This window comes from Embleya australiensis (genome assembly GCF_051903075.1).
In the GTDB taxonomy this organism is placed as follows: Bacteria; Actinomycetota; Actinomycetes; order Streptomycetales; family Streptomycetaceae; genus Embleya.
Window position 1 is genome coordinate 832986 of sequence record NZ_CP182423.1, and the last position, 20560, is coordinate 853545.

The following is a 20560-nucleotide window of genomic DNA, read 5'->3' on the forward strand; positions in this document are numbered from 1 at the left end:
GGCCGGCCGCGCGGCCAGTTCCGGCGACGGGACCACGTGGCGGACGACGACGGATCGGGTGTGGGCCGCCGCATGGCCTCGATTGCTGTGGGGTGTTGCGCGCTGCGCGGTGTCGGCGTGGGTGTTGGAGGCGGTTCGAGGCCGGCGGCCTTCGGGGCGGCGTGGTGGTGTTGGGTTGAGTGGATGGATTGGGGTCAGGTGGTGCTTCGTGGGGTGGCCAGGCCGGATTCGTAGGCTATGACCACCAGTTGGGCGCGGTCGCGGGCGTGGAGTTTGGTCATGGCTCGGTTGATGTGGGTCTTCGCGGTTGTCGGGCTGATCACCATGCGCGCGGCGATCTCGTCGTTGGACAGTCCCTGGGCGACCAGGGCGACGGATTCGCGTTCGCGGTTGGTCAGTTCGTCCAGTCCGGTGGCGGCTCCGCGCAGTGGCTCGGTGATGTACCGGTCGATCAGCCTGCGCGTGATGGACGGGGCGAGGAGCGCGTCGCCACGCGCGGCGACGCGTACGGCGTGCAGGAAGTCCTCCGGCACGATGTCCTTGACGAGGAACCCGGCGGCGCCGGCACGCAGCGCGTCCAGGACGTACTCGTCGAGGCCGTAGTTGGTCAGAATCACCACATGCACGCCGGCCAGTGCCGGGTCGGCCGCGATGCGCCGGGTCGCCTCGATACCGTCGACGACGGGCATCCGGATGTCGAGCACCGCGATGTCGGGCAGCAGTTCCCGGACCAGGGCCACGCCCTGTTCGCCGTCGGCGGCCTCCCCGACCACCTCGATGTCGTCCTCGGCGTCGAGGAGCGCGCGGAATCCGCTGCGCAGCAGCGGCTGGTCGTCGACCAGCAGGACACGGATCACGAGGCGCGCTCCACCGGCAGTTCCGCCTGGACGGTGAACCCGCCCCCGGCCCGCGGCTCCGCGACCAGGCGACCGCCGAGCGCGGCGACCCGCTCCCGCATGCCCGTCAGCCCGACGCCCGCGCCGGGAGTGCCACCCGGCGTGGCCGTGCCGTCGTCGTCGACGCGGATCGCGAGCGCGTCCGGCCGGTAGTCGATCCGGACCGTCGCGGACGCGGCGCCCGCGTGCCGGACGACGTTGGTCAACGACTCCTGGACGATCCGGTACGCGGTGCGATCCACCGGCGCCGGCACGTCCGGCCGCTGCCCGTCGATGGTCAACGTCGCGGTCAGGCCGGACGCGCGGGCCCGGTCCACCAACTCCGGGACGTGGTCCATCCCCAGCGGCGGGGCCTTGCCGTCGTCGCGCAGCGCTTCCAACGTCGCCCGCAGGTCCCGGCTCGCCTCGCGGCCGGCCTCCCGGATCACCCGCAGCGCCTCCGGGACGTCCTCGCCGCGCCGTTGCGCCAGGTGTACGGCGACCTCGGCCTGCACCTTGATCACCGAGATCTGGTGGGTGAGCGAGTCGTGCAGTTCCCGCGCGATGTGCAGGCGCTCCTCGTCCGCGCGCCGTCGTGCCGTCTCCTCGCGGGTGCGCTCGGCCTCGTCGGCGCGCCGCTCGGCCTGCCGCAGCGCCTCACCCGCCGCGCCCGCGGCGATCAGCCACGCGATCTCCAGTGCGCCGCGGGCCTGCGCGTACGCCGCGCCCCCGTCGTGCAGGGACACCAGCGCGGCGAGCGGCAGCACCGCGAGCAGGATCACGGACGCCGCCACCGTGGCCCTGCGATGGCCCGCCCGCATGGCGGCGTATACCGCGAACAGGTAGGCCACGACCGGCACATCGAAGCCGGCCGCCTGATAGCCCAGTGCGCATGCCCCGGTGACGGCCAGGACCGCAACGGGCGCCCTGCGGCCGGCTGCCAGCGCCAGACCGCCCGCCACCAGCAGTACGTACCCGAGCAGATCGACGGCGCCGGCGGAGCGCTCCGCGGACAGCCCGGTGACCAACTGCGCCGCCGCCACTCCGACGGCGACCGCCCAATCCCGGGCGGCGGTGCCCACCGCGAACCGTCCTGACGTCATAGGCCGCACCCTAGCCGGGCACCCCGGGCGGGCGGGTCCCGCGCCGGGACGAGCGGCCGACTACCGCGGGCGCGGTAGTCGCGCGGTTTCTGCGGCATCCGCGGTAGTGGGATACCGCGTCGGCGACAGCGCGAAGAGTCCGCGGCGGGCGGACGACCGGCAACCGGCCCGGCCGACATCCTCGGACCACATCTCGTCGCAGCAGAAGGAGCACCCATGCCGGCCATGTCCATGCTCGCCTCACCGGCCGCCGCGTACACCTCCGCACAATCGCTCGCCGTCGGCGACTTCGGCTCCGGGCGGATCGGCGCCTCCGTGGCGGCCCTGCTCGGACTGGCCGGCGCGATCGTCGGCGCCCTGGCCCTGGCCCGCGCCACCGGCCGCATCCGCACCCGTTCCGGACCGGGCACCGGACGCAACGGCGCGTTCGTCGCCCTGGCCGCGGGTGCGGTCGGTGCGGCCCTCGGGCTGCTGGTCGTCGTCACCGCCGAAGGCGGCCTCGGGACCGGCAACGGCCTGGGCGGCGGCATCGTCGCCCTGATCGTGGGAGTGATCGCCGTGGCACTCGGCGCGTCGGCCCTGGCCCGCTTCCGCCGCGTGCCGGCCTGACCGGTCCGAAGCCGACGCCGCCGACATCGATGACGTCGGCGGCGCCGCGTTCGACCGATGGCTCACTCGCCGGAACCCGACGGATCCGACGGTGCCGTACGAGGCATCAAAGCGACGATCGGAAGGCTCAGGACCGTAACGGCCGGCACGACGACAAGCGTGACCTTCATCGCGTGGGCCAATCCGGAGGTCGCGGCCTGGAAGAAGATCGACGTGACCGCCGCCGAGCCGATCGCCGAAGCGAGTTGCTGAATCGAGCCGAGCGAGCCGCCGGCGCTGCCGGCCTCGTCGGGCTTCACGTCCCCGAGGGCCACGACGGGGATCGTGGCGAAGCAGAAACCGGTGCCGACGCCGATGACGAACAACGCGGGAGCCAGCGACCAGAGGCCGACGCGCGTCCCGGAGTGATCGACGAGCGCCAGGACCCAACCACACCCGGCGAGGACGACGACGAGGCCGATGAAGACGAGCGTACGACCGAGCCTGGCAACCAGGCCGCCCATCGCGGCGAACCCGGCGGCGACGAGCCCCAGGGTCAGCGGCAGCAGGCCGAGCGCGGCCTCCTGCGGGCCGGCGTGCAGCCCCTCCTGCAGGAACAGCGACAGTACGAAGATCAGGCCGGTGCCGGCGGGGAAGACGACCAGGCCCACGATCATTCCGGAGGTGAAACCCCGGTTCTTCAGAAGTGAGGGCTTGATCAGCGGGTGCGTCGCGGTGCGCTGACGGTGGGCGAAGGCGACGAAGAACAGGACGCCGACGAGGATCGAGACGACGGGGACCGCGTTCCAGCCGTTGGTCGAGCCCTCGATCAGGCCGTACAGCAACCCGATCATGGTCACCGCGAGCAGGCCGGAGCCCCGACCGTCGACGACGGTGGAGCGGTCGCCGTCGTCGTCACGCGGCAGAATCCGGGCGGCCATGACCAGTCCGACGCTGCCGAGGACGATGTTCGCGAGGAAGATCGGACGCCAGGACAGGCCGAACAGGTCGGCGCCGATGATGAATCCGGCCAGGACGGGGCCGCCGGCACTGGCAAGGGCGAGAACGGGGCCGAACAGCCCGAACGCCTTGGCGAGCATGTCCCGGCTGAACGCCTTCGTCATGATCGCCATGCCCTGCGGGATGAGGAGGGCCCCGAACGCTCCCTGGGCGACCCGGGCGGCGATGAGCGGGGCCGGGTCGGGCGAGAACCCGGCGACCGCCGAGGCCAGGGTGAACCCGCCCATCCCGATCAGAAAAAGCCTGCGCCGGCCGAACTTGTCCCCCAGCCGTCCGCCGACCAGGAGCAGGACGCCCATGGCGAGCATGTACGCCGGCCCCAGCCACTTGATCAGGCTCTCACCGCCGCCGAGTTCGCCGGCGATCGTGGGGGCGGCGATGTTCGTGACCGTCCCGTCGATCACGTCGAGGGCGTCGGCAAGGAGGACCAGTCCCAGGATTGCCCACATCCGGCGACTGGAGTGGTGTGTGACGACGACGGTGTCCGGCTCCGTCAAGGTGGTCATGAGGAACGTCCTTCACTGGCCCCGGGCGCCCCTCTCGGGCGACCTCTCACCTCCCCTACGAAGACACCCGGCCCGATCGGACACCGCCCGCGAAATTTCTTCGAAATCACTCGTCAAGCGCGAACCGCTACCGCAACCGGTCGCGGCGCCGGGTGAGATAGGCGACCTCACCGCTGTTGCCCGCCGACTCGATCGCCCGATCGTAGGCCGCGCGGGACTGTCCGCGTCGGCCCAGCCGCCGCAGCAGGTCGGCGCGCGTGGCGTGGTAGGCGTGATACCCGGCCAGCCGGTCCTCAAGGCGGTCGACGGCCGCCAACGCCGCCTCCGGGCCGTCGAGTTCGGCGACCGCGATGGCCCGGTTGAGGGCGACGATCGGCGAGGGGTCGAGGCGCACGAGTCGGTCGTACAGGGCGAGGACCTGCGACCAGTCGGTGTCGCGGATGTCGCCGGCGGAGGTGTGCACCGCGTTGATCGCGGCGAGGATCTGGTAGCGGCCGGGGGCCACCCCGGCGGCGGCAGCGGCGAGGCGCTCACGCACCAGCCGGTGGCCTTCGGCGATCAGTTCCGTGTCCCAGGCGCCGCGGTCCTGCTCGTCGAGGGCGACCAGTTCGCCGCTCGGCGAGACCCGGGCGGTGCGGCGGGCCTCGGTGAGCAGCATCAGCGCCAGCAGTCCGGCCACCTCACCGTCCCGCGGCAGGAGGACGCGGATCAGCCGGGTGAGCCGGATCGCCTCGGCGGTCAGGCCCGGACGTACCGGATCGGTGTCGGGGCCGGTCGCCAGATAACCCTCGTTGAAGACGAGGAACAGGACGGCGAGTACGCCGGAGACGCGCGACGGAAGATCCTCGGCGGACGGCACGCGGTATGGGATGCGAGCCGCGGTGATCTTGGCCTTCGCGCGGGTGATCCGCCGGCCCATGGCGCTTTCCTGTACCAGGAAGGCGCGGGCGATCTCGGACACGGTCAGACCGCCGACCATGCGCAGCGTCAGCGCCACGCGCGTCTCCATCGCCAGCGCGGGGTGGCAGCAGGTGAAGATCAGCCGGAGCCGGTCGTCGTCGATGGCGCCGAGAGGTTCGGGCGGGGCGTTGTCGTGCAACATCCGAGCCTCCTTGTGCTTGTCGTCCCGCTTGTTCTCGCGCCGGAGCCGGTCGATGGCCTTGTGGGTGGCGGTGGTGGTCAGCCAGGCCCCGGGGTTGGGCGGTACGCCGTCGGCCGGCCACCGCTCGACGGCGGTCGCGAACGCCTCGGCCGCCGACTCCTCGGCGATGTCGAGGTCGCCGAAGCGCCGGGTCAGTGCCGCCACCACCCGGGCCCACTCCGCGTGGTGGGCCCGGGTGATCGCCTCGCGGATGTCGGTCCCGGTCACTGGAACGGCCGCACCTCGATCTTGCGGTTGCACGCCTTCGACCCGTCGGCGGCGAGTTTCAACGCCGCGTCGAGATCGGGGGCCTCGACGATCCAGAAGCCGGCGAGGTATTCCTTGGACTCCACGAAGGGCCCGTCGGTGACCAGCGCCGCCTCGCCCCGGTTGTCGATGACGGTGGCGGTGTCGGGTGCGGCGAGGCCGCCGGCGAAGACCCAGTTGCCCTCGGCCCGGAGCCGGTCGTTGAACACGTCGATCGCGGAGTCCTCCTCCGGGGTGGCCGGGTCGGGTCGGTCGTGGATCACGGAAATCAGGTACTGCATCCGAAGATCGTCTCCTTGGGCGTCGTCGGGGCGGGGCGGTGTGCCGGTGGACCCGGATCGTCATACCACTCCTGCGACGAACACCACCGCCCCGATCCGACACCGCCTTCCGGATTTCCTCGAAGAACTTTCCGGAACGCCGGTCGGTCACCACGATCCGGCCGCTTCCCGCGCGATGCGGGCCGGGCGGCCCGGGTAGCGCGGTGGGCCGCCCGCGCGGTCAGGGTGTGGTGTGGCCCACGGCCTCGGCGTAGAAGGAGCGGTCGACGAGTTTGTCCTCCGGCAGCGCCGGGGCCTCGATGACCTTGCCCTCGATGTACATGCTCTGGACCCGGTCGGTCGTGCCGCCGCGGATCTCCCAGTCGACCACCTGCGCGGGCACGGACTTCAGCAGTTCGGGCTTGCTGCCGAGCGTCGTCGCCAACTCCTCGACGAAGGCCGGGTCCTGCTTGTAGTCGCCGGCGAAGTAGGTGTTCACGGTGCGGATGAGCGCGCGCAGGAACGCGACGCCGGCGTCCCGGTTCTTCTCCAGGAGGTTTTGCCCGTAGAGCATGCCGCCGAGCGGCTCGCCGACCGGCTGACCGCCCAGGAAGGTGTACTCCGGCTTGCCCTCGAAGTCCTTCCAGACCGGGTCGAGCAGCCACGCGGCGTCGATGCCGCCGTTCTTGAACGCCTCGGGCACACCCGCACCGTCCAGTTGCTGGAACGAGACCTCGGTGGGCTTCGTCCTGTGCCGGGCGAGCACACTCTGGATCGGGTACATGATCACCGACGTCTTGCCCACCAGCGTCCCGAAGCGTGCGTTCTTGAGGTCGACCGCGTCGCCGGTCCGGCCGTTCTTGACCCGGGCCCAGACTCCGGTTTTGGATTCGGGCGCCGCCGAGTAGTTGCCCGCGACCCACTTGATGTCGAAGCCCTGCTTGACCGCGTTGACCATGCCGGCCTCGGGCGCCGAATACAGCACGTCCACCTGGCCCTTGGCGAGCAGCGTGATCGCGTCGGTGGCCGGCATCTGCTTGAGCTCGACGTCCAGGCCCTCCTTGGCGAACTCGCCCTTGGCGATCGCGGTGCGCAGCGGGCCGAGGTATTCGGCCGACAACGATCCCGCGGTCACGGTGAGTTTCGCCTTCTGCGCGAGCGGTTTGGCGGCGGGCGAACCCGCCGCGCAGCGTGCGGGCTTGCGGGTCGGGGCCAGGTCGGCCGGGTCGGTCCACGCCTTCTCACAGCCCGCGACCGCCTCGATCGCACGCTTGGGTTGCGGGGTCTTGGACCGGTTCGAACCGGAGTCGGATGAGCCGCCGCCGCACGCGGCGAGCAGCGCGGTGCACGCCAACAGTGCGGTGGTGGTGAGGAATCCACGTCTCGCCATGATGTGCCTTTCGGGGTCGGTGCGCCCGGTGGTGTTCGGGCCGGCCGGGCACGAACCGGCCCGGCCGAGGTGGTGACGTCGGGTCAGGACTGCCCGGGACCGCGGTCGCGCGGTGCCCACGGGGTGCACAGTCGGCCCACGCGGCGGATCAGTTCGGAGAACAGCACGCCGACGATGGCGACCACGATGATTCCGACGAACATCGCGCGGTTGTCGAAGAGTTGCCGCGAATTGAAGATCACGTAGCCCAGGCCCTTGTTGTCGGGCGAGGCGATTCCTTCGGACGCGATGATGACCAGGACCGCGACGCCCGCCGAGATCCGCAGGCCCACCATGACCTGCGGCAGCGACGCGGGCAACAACACGTGTCGGAACATCTGCCAGGGACCGGCGCCGAAGACCGCTCCGGCCTCGCGGTAGCCGTCGGGCACGGCGATGACCGCGGCCATCGTGGCGATCCATACGAAGAAGAACACCGTCACGGCGACGAGCGCGATGTGCGGCGCCTCGCCGAGGCCGAACATGGTCATGAAGATCGGGAGGAGCGCGAGTTTCGGTACCACGTACAGGGCGTCCAGGGTGGGTTCGAGCGCGGCCCGAATCAGGGCGTTGGTACCCATCAGGAGGCCGACGACGAATCCGCCGAGGGCCCCGATCGCGTAGCCGGGCAGGACCCGGGCGAGTGTGGCCCACACGTCCGGCCACAGCTTGCCGTCGGTGGCGTCGGACCAGCCGTCCGCAACGATGGTCGAGGGCGCGGGGTAGAGCCGGTCGTCGATCCACCCCTGTTTCGCGGCGAGTTGCCACCACAGCAGGAGCAGCACGGGAACGACGACGGCCAGGCCGACCTCCAGGAGTCGGCGTCGCGCCCGCGCCCGGCCGGGGTCGCGCTCCGCGGCGCCCGGTACGCGGACCAGCACCCGGATCGGCGCGGCGTCCTTCACGGTGACCGTCACGGTGCGACCTCCTTCTTGCCCGATTCCTGATCGTGGTTGCGCGCGCGGCCCCGGGTCGGGTCCCGGACCAGGGCCGTGTCCGGGGCCGGGTCCGTCTCCGGTCCCGTTTCGTGATTCGGTTCCGTCTCCCGGCCCACACCCCTCCCCTGCTCGACCTCTCCGCGCAGCAGTTCCCACAGTTCGGCCTGCATCGCGGCGAACTCCGGTGACCTGCGCACCTCTCCGGTGCGGGGGCGAACGAACGGCGGTACCCGCTCGGCGATCAGTCGACCCGGGCGCGCGGACATCACCAGCACGCGGTCGCCGAGGACCAGCGCCTCCTCCAGGCTGTGCGTGACGAACAGGACGGTGCGCTTGTCGGCTTGGCAGATCTCCAGGAGTTCGTCCTGCAGGATCGTCCGCAGTTGCGCGTCCAAGGCCGCGAACGGCTCGTCCATGAGCAGGATCTCCGGCTCGACCGCGAGGGCCCGCGCGATCGACACGCGCTGCTGCATCCCGCCGGACAGGGCCGCGGGGTAACGGTCGGCGAAGTCCGCGAGTCCGAGTCGGCCCAGCCAGTCGTGTGCTCGGGCGTTCGCCTCCTTGCGGGGCACCCGACGCAGGTCCAGGCCGAACCGGACGTTCGCCAGCACCGTCTTCCACGGGCTGATGCCGTAGTTCTGGAACACCATCGCCGCGGGGTTCGCGGTCGCGGCCGTCACCTCGACCCGGCCGGCGGTCGGCTTGACCAGGCCGGCCACGATCCGCAGGAAGGTGGACTTGCCGCACCCGGACGGGCCGACGATGCAGCAGAACTCTCCGGCCCCGACCTCCAATTCGAGGGGCCCGAGCGCATGCACGCGACTCGCGCCACGACCGAACCGGCGCTCGACCCCGGCAGCTCGGATCCTGCCGGCCTGCGCGGCCGGCTCGGGCGGTTCCTGGCCCACGTGTCTCACCCCTGAAGTCCGTACGATCCGTCGTTCCTTGCAACCAGTGCCATATGCGCGCGAGTTCGAGCACACCCGGTGCCCCCACCGGAGTCGATCATTCCGCTCGACCGGCGTGACGATATGACGATGCGTCAGATTTCACAATCGATAGCATCGACAAGGTGACATTGATCTTGAGACGCACACCACCCCGACCCCGAGCACCCTCACCACCGCCCCCGGAGGTAACCACCCGCAGCCACAACGCTCACCTCGGTAACGACCACGCATCGCCGCAAGCCACGGAGCCCGACGACTCAAGGGGAACAGGTGATCGGGCGGATCGTTGGATGGATCCGGGGGCGCAACCTGCGCGCGTTCCTGGAACTGCTGTCCCACTACGCCGGATACGCCTTCGACGCCATCGACTGCGAAACCGTCGAGGCCGAGCATGGGTTGGCGCCGGCCGGGCCTGCCTGCCGCAGCAGCGGCAGGCAGGCCCGGCCGGGTATCGAGGTGATCCGCCGTGCCCGCGACCGGGCCGGGCCGCCTCGTTGGCTGCTGGGGGCGGGCTCGGGTCGGTTGGGGTGGGGCGGAGGGTCAGGGGTTGGTCGGTGGTGGTGTGATGTCCCGGGCCGGCGAAACGTCCCAGGCGGCGGCGGAGGCCGTGCCCGACGGCTCGGGCTTGCCGGGGCCCTGGGCGATGCCGTTCGAGTAGACGATGTCGATCAGCAGGATCCGGTCGTTGCCCGCCGTGCCGTCCTTGTCCGTGGACGTGGTGAGCCAGATGTCCCCGTCGGGGTCGACCTCCACGGTGCGCAGCCGGTCGTACGTGCCCTCGAAGTACGCCTTCTGGTCGACCAGGTTGGAGTCGGAGTCGATGCGCAGCCGGTAGACGCGCTCACCCCGGGTCGTGGCCACGAACACGTAGTCGTTGATGATGGTCAGGCCGCTCGGCGAGGCGGCCGACACCGGCCAGGTCTTCTTCGGCGCGATGTATCCGGCGCAACTACCCTCGGTGCCCTGGCAGTTGGGCCAGCCGTAGTTGCCGCCCTTCTGGATCAGATTGACCTCGTCCATGATGTTGTCGCCGAACTCCGCCTGCCAGAGCCGGCCCTGGGAGTCGAAGTCCAGGCCCTGCGGGTTGCGGTGCCCGATGGACCAGACGGCGTTGCCGAACGGGTTGTCCGACGGGATCGAGCCGTCCGGATTGATGCGCAGGATCTTGCCGTTGAGGGAGTTCTTGTCCTGCGCCCGGGAGTCGTTCTGGGCGTCGCCCATGCCGGCGTACAGCTTGCCGTCGGGGCCGAAGCGAAGCCGTCCGCCATTGTGGAAGCGGCTCTTGGCCATGCCGTCGAGCAGCACCTTGTAGCCGCTGAGCGTGTTGTTCTCCAGCTTCATCCGGGCGATGCGGTTGCCGTCGGTCGAGGTGTGCAGGAAGTAGAGGTAGTGGTCCGTGGCGAAGTTCGGGGAGACCTCCAGCCCCATGAGGCCGCCCTCGCCGCCGGTGGTCTGCGAGTTGGGCACCTTGCCGAGTTTTGTCTTCTGGCCGGATTTGGTCAGTCGGTAGACGTCGAAGGTGTTGCGCTCGGTGTAGATCCCGGAGCCGTCCGGCAGGAACGCCAGGCCCCAGGCCACATCCACACCACTGGCCAGGGTCTTGACGGTGCCCGGATCGGGGACGCCGCCGGCCTGGGAACCGGCGGTGGTGACGCTGATCTCCGGGCCGAACGCCGACCGGTTGCCCTTGGCGTCGAAGGCCCGCACCTTGAACCGGTACGCCGTGGCCGCCTTCAGGCCGGCAACGGTCGTGGACGCGGCCTCCGAGGTGCCGGCGGCGGCGCCATCCCGGTAGATGTCATACCCCGTGACCTGCACATTGTCGGTGGACGGGGCCCAGGCCAGGTCGACGCTGGTCGCGGTCTTGCCGGTGGCGCGCAGCCCCTGCGGCACACTCGGCGCCTCGCCGTCGGGCGGTGCGGGCAGCGTGGCGATGGTGACCGCGTTGCTGGCGTCGGAGACGTTCGGGACGGCGTCGCGTGCGAAGACGGTCCAGTCGTAGCTGGTTTCCGGCGTCAGGCCGGTCACGGTCGTGGCCAGCGTGGAGCCGTCGACCTGCTTCATGAGTTGGCCGTGCTGGTAGACGTCGTACCCGGTGACCTTCACGTTGTCGGTGGCCGCGTCCCAGGCCAGCGACACGGAGGTGGTGGTCGGCTCCTTGTCCTTGCGCAGGTTCTTCGGGGGCGTCGGCTTCTCGGTGTCGGCCGGGCCCTGGGGGGTGACGATCAGGCTGTCGAGGTTGGGGCCGTCCACGCCCGAGGTGGTGGCGCGGATCCTGTTGGTGCCGGCGGCGAGTGCCGTCGTGACGGAGGCCGTCTTCCAGGTCGTCCAGGCGCCGGTGCCGGGGAAGGGGAGATCGTTGGCGGCCTGGGTACCGTTGACCGTGATGTCCAACGGCCGGTCGACGGAAGTGCCGTTGGCGTAGCGGAAGTCGAGCTTCGTGGCACCCGGTTGCTGCGCCTGGACGGTGAACTCGACGTACGCGTCGGAGACCGCGTCGAAGTTCACGAAGCCGGTGCCGGTGTAACCGGCGTGGTTGGACTCCACCTTGCCCTTGACGACTTGGGCGGCCTCCGCCTCGTACGTGGCGGCGGCGCGAGGGAGGGGAGCGGAGTGGGCGGCGGGCAACGCCACGCAGAGCGAGGCGGTGGTGGCCGCGGCCACCAGGGCGCCGAATGCCCTGGACGGCCGGGGTTTGCTGCGTCTCATGGTGTCCTCCAGCGAAGAGGGACCGAGCGCGGGGGCGGCTCGGCGGCTCGTGGTGCTCCCCGGGCGGGCCGCTGCGGGCGTCTTCGCGGTGCGCGATTTCCGGCAACGGTCTTTCACGCGGGGGAAGTTGGCGCTGGACCTGGATAGTTAGGAAAGTTTCCTAACTGGTGATGGAGCACGCTAGAGCCCGATAAGGCACCTGTCAACGGGTCGCGCGCCACCCGACGCGCGGCCGCGAATCCGTCCGTCGAGGCCGATGCGCGCAGACCCCGAGCCCGCGCCGCGTGGTCGGCGGTACCGCCCCGGCAGCGACGGGGTCCGCGTGGTGACGTGCAACCCTGGTTCGGTGAACGACGCCCTGACAGCCGCCCTACACCGCGCAGCCGCACACCAGCAGCGGTTCGAAGTCCGCTTCGCGGCCTATTTCGACGCCCTGACCGATCCGGCGAGCGGGGCCCTGGACCTGCCGCCGCACGGCGCGTTTCCCCGCCAGGCCCTCGACCTGGTACGCGAGTTGTCGCTGCGCGGCGGCAAACGCCTTCGGGTCGCCCTGCTGCACGAGGCCGCCGCCCTGGTCACGCCCGATTCGGTACCCGGGCTCGACGATGCCGCCGTGAGCATCGAACTGCTGCACACCCACGGCCTGATCCACGACGACATCATCGACGACGCGGCCGTACGCCGAGGCGGCCCATCCACCTACTACGCCTACCGCAGCCGATTCCCCGACCGACCCGACGTCGCCCTCGCCCTGGCCGTCCTCGCCGGCGACCTGGCCGCGTTCCTGTCCCTGCGTGTCCTCCTCGCCGGCGACCTGCCACCCGCCCGCATCGCGGCCATGGCCACCGTTCCCGCCGATGCGGGGGCCGCCATGATCAACGGGCAAATCCTGGACCTGGAACGCGACTTCCATCCCGACGCCGACATCGGGTTCCTGCACACCGTCACCGAGTACAAGTCGACCCGCTACTCGGTGCTCGCCCCGCTGCGCCTCGGCCTGCTCGCCACCGGCGCCGACATCGCTCCGTACGAGGGCGAACTGCGCGCCTACGCCACCGCGGTGGGCATCGCCAACCAGATCCACGACGACTGGCTCGACCTCTTCGGCGACTCGGCAACCCTCGGCAAACCCCTCGGATCGGACATCCGTACCGGGCGACGCAGCTACGTCGTCCGCGCCCTCCTGGCGGCGGCCGACGACGCCGAACGCAAGGTGGTGGACGCGGCCCTGGGGGATCCGGCCTGCGACGACGACGCCCTCGACCGAATCCGCCGGATCGCACGCGCCCACGGCATCGACGCCGACCTGCGAGCCGACGCCGAGCACCACGCACGAGAAGCGGCGGCGCGGGCCCGCACGTGGGGTGAGCGATGGCGGCCGGAGGCCGTGACGTTCTTCGAACATCTGCCGGCCTGGTCCGTCACGCGCGATCGGTAGAAACCGGTGGAAACCAGCCACGACCGCCGCCGGAACATCCGCCCCACGGTCGGGGCGCCTACCCCAAGGCGTGGTTCCCCGACTCCGGCGGCGGCTACTACGACTCCGTGGTGGGCGGCCTGCACGTGCTGACGATCAACAGCGAGACGTACGACTCCGACACGGCCCAGCGCGCCTGGCTCAAGCAGCGGCTCGCCGCGATCACCGCCGACCGGGGCAGTTCACCAAGCGTCAGCCGCTGTCCGCGGTGCGCGACGCCAAGGGCGGCACGGCCGTACGGATCGCCCAGGCCAGGGACGACCAGATGGTGCACCACTACAACGTCGACATCACCGACGCGGCGACGGGGAAGTCGCTCGTCTCGTCCAAGGTCTTGTCGGACTACTACTTCATGTCCCGCCCGAACACCCTCGACATCCCCGTACCGGGCACGGCCGCGAGCGGCCGGTACGTGGCCCGAGTCGTAGCCGTGGACGCATACGGCAACGCCTCCCCGGCGGCATCGCTTACGTTCGGCAAGTAGCCGAAGCGGGACCGCGGGCAACCTCCCGGCCCCGTCCCCGCCCCCGTCCCGGCACCCCGCCGGGTCGCGCGTCGTCGTCGACCGCGACCCGGCCTCGGCGGCGGGCGGTGTGGGTTCATGGGGCCAGGCCGGCCAGGATTACCACCGTGAGCGGGTCGTCGGGTCGGGCGTTGGCGCGGCAGACCATTACCTTGACCAGGGTCACGATTTCGGTGGCGGTGAGGTCTTGGCGCAGGTCGCCCTCCTCCTGTGCTTGGCCGATCACCTGTTCCAGGAGGGCGTCGACCTCGCGTTGCAGTTCCACCACCTCGGGGTCCGCGACCGGCGTTGCGGTCAGTGCGGCGACCAGGGCCAGTGGGAGCTGGGCGCAGTACTCCACGATCTCGAGCAGCGTGCGTAGCCGCGGCTCGTCTCGCCCGACCGCCTCCAGGGCATGGGCCAGCAGGTCGCGCAGCGTGTCGGCGGCGATCGCGTGGACCAGGGCGTTGCGGTCCGGGAAGTGCCGGTACAGGGTGCCGACGGCGACGCCCGCCTCGCGGGCGATCCGCTCCATCGACACGTCGGCGCCGTGCCGGGAGAACAGGCGAAGCGCCGCCGCGCCGATCAGCGCGCGGTTGCGTTCGGCGTCGGCTCGCACTCGGGGAACCCTTTCTTTCGTTTTGGTCGCGGAAGGTGCACCGCGACCAACCTGAAGGACGGGTTCAGCTTAGGCTACGCTGCATCGGGCAACATGAATCCACGATTCACTTTGGAGTCGCGATGCGCATCGGAACCCTGGTCAACCCGGAACGCCCCGGCCTCGACGACCTCCTGGACGGTGTCCAGGCAGCGGCTCGGGCCGGGCTGGACAGCGCCTTCCTTCCCCAACTCGCCTCCTGGGACGCGCTCACCGTGGCCGCCCTCGCCGGCGCCCGCGTCCCGGGCATCGACGTCGGCACCTCGATCGTGCCCACCTACCCCCGGCATGCGATCGCGCTGGCCGGCCAGGCCCTGACCGCGCACGCCGCCACCGGCGGGCGGTTCACGTTGGGGGTCGGCCCCGGGCACAAGCCGGTGATCGAGGGCGTGTTCGGCCACTCCTACGATCGTCCGGCCGACCACATCCGCGAATACCTCACCGTTCTGGGCCCGTTGCTGCGCGGTGAGCGCGTCGAGCACCGCGGCCGCACCGTCACCGCGGTCGGCGCCCTGGACACACCCGGCGCCGGCACGCCCGATCTGCTCCTGGCCGCGCTGGGACCGAGGATGTTGCGCGTCGCGGGCGAACTCGCCGACGGCGTGGTCGTGGTGTGGACCGGCCCGGACGCGATCGCCGAACACATCCGCCCCACCGTCACCGAGGCCGCCGCGGCGGCCGGGCGACCCGCCCCCCGCATCGTGGTCACCGCCATCGTCAGCGTCACCGCCGACCCGGCACGGGTACTGCGCGAGGTCGGGCAGCGTCTCGGCTTCGCCGGCGAACTACCGGCGTACCGCGCCCAGTTGGACCGCCAAGGGAAGAAAGGCGTGGTCGAGACGGTGATCGCCGGGGACGAGGAGACGGTGGCGCGCGGGATTCGCCGCTACGCCGAGGCCGGCGCGACCGAACTGACCGCGAGCCTGACCGGCACCGCCGAGGAACGCGCCGCGACACTCGCCCTGTTGGCCGCGCTCCGCCCCGAGGTCTGACCACGCCGGACGCCGGCGCGCGCCCGGTCCGGGACTCACCCGTCGCCCGACGTCGCTCCGAACGCGCCGATCAGTTCGTCGAACTCCGCCCGCACCAGGGGCGCGTGGGCGTCGGCGCCCGGCAGCACCCAGAACCTGTCCTCGCGGATCGCCGCGGCGACCTGTTCGCCGGCCTCCCTGGCGCTCATCGCCCCCGCCTGCGACCTGCGCATCGCGTCGATCACGTCCCGGGCGGACGGCGTCGGCCCGCCGTCCCCGGGCGTCTCGTCGTCGGCGTCCGCGACCGGGCGGGCGTTGACCCGGTCGAGCATCTCGGACCGCACCTTGCCCGGACACAGCAGCGACACCCCGACCGGGGTTTCGGCCAGTTCGGCGCGAAGTCCCTTGGTCAGGCCGACGATCGCGTGTTTCGTGGCGCTGTACGGTCCGGTCATCGCGCCGCCGATCAAGCCGCCCGTCGACGCGGTGTTCACGATGTGCCCGCCTTCCGGTTGCGCGAGCATCAGCGGAACGAACGTGCGCACACCATGCACGACGCCCCACAGGTTGACGTCCACGACCCATTGCCAGTCGACGAGTTCGGTCTCCCACTGCCTGTTCAACGTCCACACCCCGGCGTTGTTGCAGACGACGTCGACCCGTCCGAAACCGGCCAGTGCGGCATCCGCCAGGGCCCGAACGGCGGCCGCGTCCCGCACATCGGTGGGCACCACCGCCACCTCCGCACCGTCCGCCCTCAACATCGCGGCGGCTTCCTCGAGCCGAGCCGTGTCCGTATCGGCCAGGACCACGCGCATCCCGTCGTCCGCCAGTGCCTGCGCGATGCCGTACCCGATCCCACCGGCCGCCCCGGTGACCACACCGACCCGTCCCGCAAGTTCCCGCATGCTGCCTCCTCCCATCCGAACGCCCCGCGCCGGCAGCTCACCCGCGCGTCCACCGCCCCGCAGCCCGAGACCTCCACGCGCGGGGCCCGCACCCGTCGGGGCCGGATATCCGACCGGAATCGGCCGGCGAATCGCCCTCTCCCCCAGTCTTTCGGCCTCGTCAAACCCGGCGCCCCGTGGATCGATGCTCAGTTGGCGCCGGCGGTGAGTTCACCGAAGAGTTTGTGGGCCGTGGGGGAGGTGAACAGGCGGGTCATCTCCGCGCGGGCGGTTTGTCTGCGGAACTCTCCTTCGCAGGAGGCGTCGCCCGCGTTGTGCCGGCGATGAAGTCGCAGGCGACGACGTGTGGCGTGCCGTCGGGGTCCCGGTAGCCGACCGTGGGCTGCCGGCCGTCGACGTCCCGCAGGCTCACGTCGAGCGCCTCGTAGCGCAGGTCCCCGCCTCCGGTCAGGAACGTGTCGGTCAGATTGCGGACCAGAACGTGTTGGGGGACGAACATGCCGGCGTCCTCCAGCCGACGCCGTTGTTCAGCAGGATGTTGCCGAGTGTGAGGCCGCGACTCCGGCAGCGGGGTCGAGCGGCTCGGCCGGGCGCGGTCGGGGCTCACTCGGTGGGGAAATCTTCGGGTCGGGTCGGGTCCGGGGCCGCGGCCAGGGCGCGGCGCCATGCGCCGGGGCGGACGAGGGAGGCGAAGTGTTCGGCGAGTTCGCCGGGCATGTCGACGGCGTCGGGTTCGAGCAGCCACTGCACCTGGAGCCCGTCCATCAGCGCGACGCAGGCGCGGGCGGACCGCTCGGGAACCACGCCGGCGCGTAGTTCGCCCTTGCGGCCCGCGTGTTCCAGGGCTTCGGTGATCCGGGTGCGGACGCGCCGGTAGCGGGCGACGAAGTACGGGTGGGCGGGGTGGTCGGCGGCGGTCGCCTCGGCGGAGACGACGCAGTACAACTCGACGATGCCGGGGTGGCGCGCGTTGTAGCGGGCCAGTTCCACCAGGCCGACGAGGGTGTCCAGGCCGGTGATGCCGTAGCGGGTGGCGACGCGGTGCGCGATGGCCTCGCGGTGTTCGAGTACGGCGGTGAGCAGCGCTTCCTTGCTGTCGAAGTGGTGCAGCATCCCGGCCGGGCTCATTCCGACCAGTTTGGCGATCTCGCGGACCGACCCGGCCCGATAGCCGGACTTGGCGAACGCGGCCAGGGCGGCGTCCAGGATCTCGGTGCGCCGCGCCTCGGTCTTGGCGTAGGTACCGCGCTTGCGGCCCGCGGCGCGGGCCGGGGGTTCGGCGGGGGTGTCCGCCGTGCCGGGGGACGCGGTCACACGCTGTCTCCTTGCTTTCGCCGCGTCCGGGGCGCGTGACGCGTCACGCGAGGCGTTGCGCCAGCGCACGTCCGGCGGCGCGGCCGGAGAAGATGCAGCCGCCGAGGAAGGTGCCCTCCAGGGCGTTGTAGCCGTGGACGCCGCCGCCGCCGAAGCCGGCTGCCTCGCCTGCCGCGTACAGACCCGGGATCACCTCGCCATCCGGGCGCAGCGCCCGTGCGTCGAGGTCGGTTTCGAGGCCGCCGAGGCTCTTGCGGGTGAGAATGTGCAGGCGTACGGCGATCAGCGGACCGTGTGTGGGGTCGAGGAAGCGGTGCGGTTTGACCACGCGGGTGATCTTGTCGGGCAGGTAGGCGCGGGCGTTGCGGACGGACATCAGTTGCAGGTCCTTGCCGTACGGGTTGGCCGCCTCGCGGTCGTGGGCCAGCACCTCGCGCTCGATGTCGGCGTAGTCGAGCGGGGTGTCGGGAGTGAGCGCGTTCATCCCGTCGACGAGGGCGCGCAGGTCGTGGCGGACCACGAAGTCCTCGCCGTGGTCGAGGAATGCCTGTACCGGCCCGGGGGCGCCCTTCTTGACCCGGGAGAGGGCGAGCTTGAGGTCTTTGCCGGTGATGTCAGGGTTTTGTTCGGACCCGGAGAGCGCGAACTCCTTCTCCACGATGGTGCGGGTGAGCACGAACCAGGTGTGGTGGTGTCCGGTGGCGCCGATGTGGCGCAGTGTGGCGAGGGTGTCGTGGCCGGGGAACAGCGGGGCGGGCAGGCGTTTGCCGGTGGCGTCGAACCACAGCGAGGACGGGCCGGGGATGATCCGGATCGCGTGGTCGGGCCAGATGGGGTCCCAGTTCTTGATGCCCTCGGTGTAGTGCCACATGCGGTCGCGGTTGACCAGGGACGCCCCGGCGCGTTCGGCGGCATCGAGCATCCGGCCGTCGACGTACGCGGGCACCCCGGTGATCATCTCGGCCGGGGCCGGGCCGAGCCGGTCGACCGGCCAGTGTGCGCGGACCCGTTCGTGGTCGCCGCCGATCCCGCCCGAGGTGACCACGACGGCCTGGGCGCGCAGTTCGAACTCCCCGGCCGCCTCGCGCGAGGAGCGCACGCCGCGCGGCGCGTCGTCGGGTACGAGTACGGTCCCGCGCACACCGGTGACCGCGCCGTCCTCGACCACCAGGTCGTCGACCCGGTGCCGGAACCTGAAGTCCACCAGGCCGCGTTCGGCCGCCGCGAGCACCGGTTCGCGAAACACCCGCACCACCTCGGGGCCGGTGCCCCAGGTCAGGTGGAAACGCGGTACGGAGTTGCCGTGCCCGGTCGCGGTGCCGCCGCCACGCTCGGCCCACCCGACGGCGGGGGTCAGCCGCAGGCCGAGCCCGTGCAGGTAGGCCCGTTTGGCCCCGGCGGCGAAGTCGACGTACGCCTCGGCCCACCGGCGCGGCCACCGATCCTCACGCTCTCGATCGAAGCCCGCCGAGCCGAGCCAGTCGGCGAGGGCGAGTTCCCGCGAGTCCTTGATCCCCATACGGCGCTGCTCGGGACTGTCCACCAGGAACAACCCGCCCAACGACCAGAACGCCTGGCCACCCAGGTTGGCCTCGTTCTCCTGGTCCACCACGATCACCCGCCGCCCCGCACGGGTGAGTTCGTACGTGGCCACCAAGCCGGCCAGGCCGGCACCGACGACGATGACGTCCGCGTGGTCGATCACGGCGGAACCTCCTGGGTGAATCTCGGCTGAACGTGGCGCACGGCGGCCCGGCGCATGAAACTCTAGCGAGCGTTCGGTTTTCCGCCAAGAGTTGAAAACCTTTTACCTGTTCGGTTTTCAATGTGCCCTCGGGGCAGCGGCCTCGCCGAGTGGGGCCGGTGGATCGGCCGTGTGCTCGGCGAGGCCGCGCGTTGCGCTCACGCGGGGAGGAAGAACCCCGTGATGTCGGCGAGTCGGCCGTCGCGGTGGAGCGCGGTGCTCACGCCCGCCATGGCGGGTTGGTCCTGCTCGCCGAGCTGGGTCCACCGGGCGAGCGACCGGTCGTGGTGTTCGACCACCTCGTCGATGCGGAACCGGTGGCCGGGGAAGGCTCCGGCGAATCCGGTCATGTAGTCGGCCAGTTCGGCCAGCCCGCGGACCTCCGTGCCCGGGTCCCGATAGGCGACGTCGTCGACCGCCACCGTACGAAGCGCGGCGGACCGCTCGCCGGGGTCGGCCGACCAGCACGCGGCGTAGTTCTCCCAGAGCCGCTGTGAGTCACTCATCGTCGTTCCTCTTTCTCGGGCTTTTTGCGGTCGATCGACGCCATCGCGCCATCGGTGACGGTGTGCAGTTTCGTGCGGGGGGTGCCGGCTCGGACCAGCACCAACAGGCCCTGGTAGAGCGCCAGCAGGTGGGCCGCCGAGACCTCCACGTCCAGATCCGCGGCCGCCAGACCCAGGTCTCGGGCGCGCGTCAGGGCCTGGACGAGGCCGGACTCGATCGTCTCCAGCCCGCGGCGCACCCCGTCGGCGGCCTGCGGAACGGCGAAGGACTCCACGGCGGTGTTGGTGAGCAGACATCCCGGATCGGGGTCGAGGCCGGTCTCGAACGTCGAGGTGAAGAACGACCGGATGCCCGCCACCGGGTCCGGCGATTCCAGGAGATGGGCCCGGACGCGTCCCTGCACCACCTGCTCGTTGTAGGCGTCCAGCGCCGCGCGGAACAGGCCGTCCTTGCTCTGGAACACCCGGTACAGGCTGCCCGGATGCAGCCCGGTCGCCTCCTCGATGTCCCGCAGCGAGGCCCCGAGATAGCCGCGGGCACGGAACAGTCGCATGGCGGAGCCCAGTACCTCCGCCTGATCCCAGAGCTGCTTGCGGCCCACCGCCACCTCCATAGTTGAACGCTCGCTCACAAAACTAGCACGCCACCCGGGCGCGCCGCGCGGGCAAAGCCGCGGGCGCGGACCACCCGCGT

General features: G+C 71.2%; 19 protein-coding genes and 1 pseudogene. 4 read left to right on the forward strand and 16 right to left on the reverse strand.

Features of this window, described 5'->3' with window-relative positions:
* Positions 1-194: 194 nt before the first annotated feature.
* Complete coding sequence (locus tag ACMXN5_RS33845; protein ID WP_439678713.1) at positions 195-857, reverse strand: response regulator; 663 nt, start codon at positions 855-857, stop codon at positions 195-197.
* Positions 854-1978, reverse strand: coding sequence for a sensor histidine kinase (locus tag ACMXN5_RS33850; RefSeq protein WP_439678714.1), 1125 nt, complete (start codon positions 1976-1978; stop codon positions 854-856). Before ACMXN5_RS33850 ends, ACMXN5_RS33845 begins: the two co-directional genes overlap by 4 nt.
* A 216-nt stretch (positions 1979-2194) precedes the next feature.
* Between ACMXN5_RS33850 and ACMXN5_RS33855 the strand changes: the two genes are divergently transcribed.
* Positions 2195-2587, forward strand: a complete 393-nt coding sequence (locus ACMXN5_RS33855) for a DUF6223 family protein (protein ID WP_439678715.1) — start codon at positions 2195-2197, stop codon at positions 2585-2587.
* A 62-nt stretch (positions 2588-2649) separates the two neighbouring features.
* On the opposite strand, the gene ACMXN5_RS33860 is transcribed toward ACMXN5_RS33855, so the two are convergent.
* From ACMXN5_RS33860 to ACMXN5_RS33890, 7 genes and pseudogenes are all read right to left on the reverse strand, one after another.
* On the reverse strand, positions 2650-4092 hold the full coding sequence (locus tag ACMXN5_RS33860) for an MFS transporter (protein WP_439678716.1): 1443 nt from the start codon (positions 4090-4092) through the stop codon (positions 2650-2652).
* A 127-nt stretch (positions 4093-4219) separates the two neighbouring features.
* Positions 4220-5461, reverse strand: coding sequence for an RNA polymerase sigma factor (locus tag ACMXN5_RS33865; protein ID WP_439678717.1), 1242 nt, complete (start codon positions 5459-5461; stop codon positions 4220-4222).
* On the reverse strand, positions 5458-5781 hold the full coding sequence (locus tag ACMXN5_RS33870) for a YciI family protein (RefSeq protein ID WP_439678718.1): 324 nt from the start codon (positions 5779-5781) through the stop codon (positions 5458-5460). Before ACMXN5_RS33870 ends, ACMXN5_RS33865 begins: the two co-directional genes overlap by 4 nt.
* 220 nt (positions 5782-6001) lie before the next feature.
* The gene (locus tag ACMXN5_RS33875) at positions 6002-7150 is read right to left on the reverse strand and encodes an ABC transporter substrate-binding protein (RefSeq protein ID WP_439678719.1); all 1149 of its coding nucleotides are present in this window, start codon (positions 7148-7150) and stop codon (positions 6002-6004) included.
* Between the two features lie 83 nt (positions 7151-7233).
* On the reverse strand, positions 7234-8106 hold the full coding sequence (locus ACMXN5_RS33880) for an ABC transporter permease (protein ID WP_439678720.1): 873 nt from the start codon (positions 8104-8106) through the stop codon (positions 7234-7236).
* A 155-nt stretch (positions 8107-8261) separates the two neighbouring features.
* Positions 8262-8993 (reverse strand): annotated as a pseudogene (locus ACMXN5_RS33885) (ABC transporter ATP-binding protein); the annotation flags it as partial.
* A 624-nt stretch (positions 8994-9617) separates the two neighbouring features.
* Positions 9618-11786: a PQQ-dependent sugar dehydrogenase gene (locus ACMXN5_RS33890; protein ID WP_439678721.1), complete on the reverse strand. Its 2169-nt coding sequence runs from the start codon at positions 11784-11786 to the stop codon at positions 9618-9620.
* Positions 11787-12132: 346 nt separating this feature from the next.
* On the opposite strand from ACMXN5_RS33890, the gene ACMXN5_RS33895 reads away from it, so the two are divergent.
* Positions 12133-13224 carry a polyprenyl synthetase family protein gene (locus ACMXN5_RS33895; protein ID WP_439678722.1) on the forward strand — a complete coding sequence of 364 codons (1092 nt, stop codon included), beginning with the start codon at positions 12133-12135 and terminating at the stop codon, positions 13222-13224.
* Between the two features lie 247 nt (positions 13225-13471).
* Entirely contained in the window at positions 13472-13747 is a 276-nt protein-coding gene (locus ACMXN5_RS33900) for a hypothetical protein (RefSeq protein ID WP_439678723.1), read from the forward strand.
* Between the two features lie 115 nt (positions 13748-13862).
* Here ACMXN5_RS33900 and ACMXN5_RS33905 read toward each other — a convergent pair whose 3' ends face one another.
* Positions 13863-14384 (reverse strand): TetR/AcrR family transcriptional regulator, encoded by a 522-nt coding sequence (locus ACMXN5_RS33905; protein ID WP_439678724.1) that lies wholly within the window; start codon positions 14382-14384, stop codon positions 13863-13865.
* Between the two features lie 122 nt (positions 14385-14506).
* Here ACMXN5_RS33905 and ACMXN5_RS33910 point away from each other — a divergent pair, with 122 nt between their 5' ends.
* The gene (locus tag ACMXN5_RS33910) at positions 14507-15415 is read left to right on the forward strand and encodes a TIGR03564 family F420-dependent LLM class oxidoreductase (RefSeq protein WP_439678725.1); all 909 of its coding nucleotides are present in this window, start codon (positions 14507-14509) and stop codon (positions 15413-15415) included.
* A 35-nt stretch (positions 15416-15450) separates the two neighbouring features.
* Here the strand turns inward: ACMXN5_RS33910 and ACMXN5_RS33915 are convergent, their stop codons facing one another.
* From ACMXN5_RS33915 to ACMXN5_RS33940, 6 genes are all read right to left on the reverse strand, one after another.
* Positions 15451-16302 (reverse strand): SDR family NAD(P)-dependent oxidoreductase, encoded by an 852-nt coding sequence (locus tag ACMXN5_RS33915; protein WP_439678726.1) that lies wholly within the window; start codon positions 16300-16302, stop codon positions 15451-15453.
* 253 nt (positions 16303-16555) lie between these two features.
* Positions 16556-16801: a hypothetical protein gene (locus ACMXN5_RS33920; protein WP_439678727.1), complete on the reverse strand. Its 246-nt coding sequence runs from the start codon at positions 16799-16801 to the stop codon at positions 16556-16558.
* 104 nt (positions 16802-16905) lie between these two features.
* On the reverse strand, positions 16906-17616 hold the full coding sequence (locus tag ACMXN5_RS33925) for a TetR/AcrR family transcriptional regulator (RefSeq protein ID WP_439678728.1): 711 nt from the start codon (positions 17614-17616) through the stop codon (positions 16906-16908).
* A gap of 43 nt (positions 17617-17659) precedes the next feature.
* Complete coding sequence (locus tag ACMXN5_RS33930; RefSeq protein ID WP_439678729.1) at positions 17660-19321, reverse strand: FAD-binding dehydrogenase; 1662 nt, start codon at positions 19319-19321, stop codon at positions 17660-17662.
* A gap of 197 nt (positions 19322-19518) precedes the next feature.
* Positions 19519-19866: a nuclear transport factor 2 family protein gene (locus ACMXN5_RS33935; protein WP_439678730.1), complete on the reverse strand. Its 348-nt coding sequence runs from the start codon at positions 19864-19866 to the stop codon at positions 19519-19521.
* The gene (locus ACMXN5_RS33940; protein WP_439678731.1) at positions 19863-20480 is read right to left on the reverse strand and encodes a TetR/AcrR family transcriptional regulator; all 618 of its coding nucleotides are present in this window, start codon (positions 20478-20480) and stop codon (positions 19863-19865) included. Before ACMXN5_RS33940 ends, ACMXN5_RS33935 begins: the two co-directional genes overlap by 4 nt.
* Positions 20481-20560 lie beyond the last annotated feature (80 nt).

Coding starts and splice junctions, on each gene's coding strand:
- ACMXN5_RS33850 (WP_439678714.1), bottom strand. CDS start 1,978: ATGACGTCAGGACGGTTCGCGGTGGGCACCGCCGCCCGGGATTGGGCG.
- ACMXN5_RS33855 (WP_439678715.1), top strand. CDS start 2,195: ATGCCGGCCATGTCCATGCTCGCCTCACCGGCCGCCGCGTACACCTCC.
- ACMXN5_RS33860 (WP_439678716.1), bottom strand. CDS start 4,092: ATGACCACCTTGACGGAGCCGGACACCGTCGTCGTCACACACCACTCC.
- ACMXN5_RS33870 (WP_439678718.1), bottom strand. CDS start 5,781: ATGCAGTACCTGATTTCCGTGATCCACGACCGACCCGACCCGGCCACC.
- ACMXN5_RS33875 (WP_439678719.1), bottom strand. CDS start 7,150: ATGGCGAGACGTGGATTCCTCACCACCACCGCACTGTTGGCGTGCACC.
- ACMXN5_RS33890 (WP_439678721.1), bottom strand. CDS start 11,786: ATGAGACGCAGCAAACCCCGGCCGTCCAGGGCATTCGGCGCCCTGGTG.
- ACMXN5_RS33910 (WP_439678725.1), top strand. CDS start 14,507: ATGCGCATCGGAACCCTGGTCAACCCGGAACGCCCCGGCCTCGACGAC.
- ACMXN5_RS33915 (WP_439678726.1), bottom strand. CDS start 16,302: ATGCGGGAACTTGCGGGACGGGTCGGTGTGGTCACCGGGGCGGCCGGT.
- ACMXN5_RS33920 (WP_439678727.1), bottom strand. CDS start 16,801: ATGTTCGTCCCCCAACACGTTCTGGTCCGCAATCTGACCGACACGTTC.
- ACMXN5_RS33935 (WP_439678730.1), bottom strand. CDS start 19,866: ATGAGTGACTCACAGCGGCTCTGGGAGAACTACGCCGCGTGCTGGTCG.
- ACMXN5_RS33940 (WP_439678731.1), bottom strand. CDS start 20,480: ATGGAGGTGGCGGTGGGCCGCAAGCAGCTCTGGGATCAGGCGGAGGTA.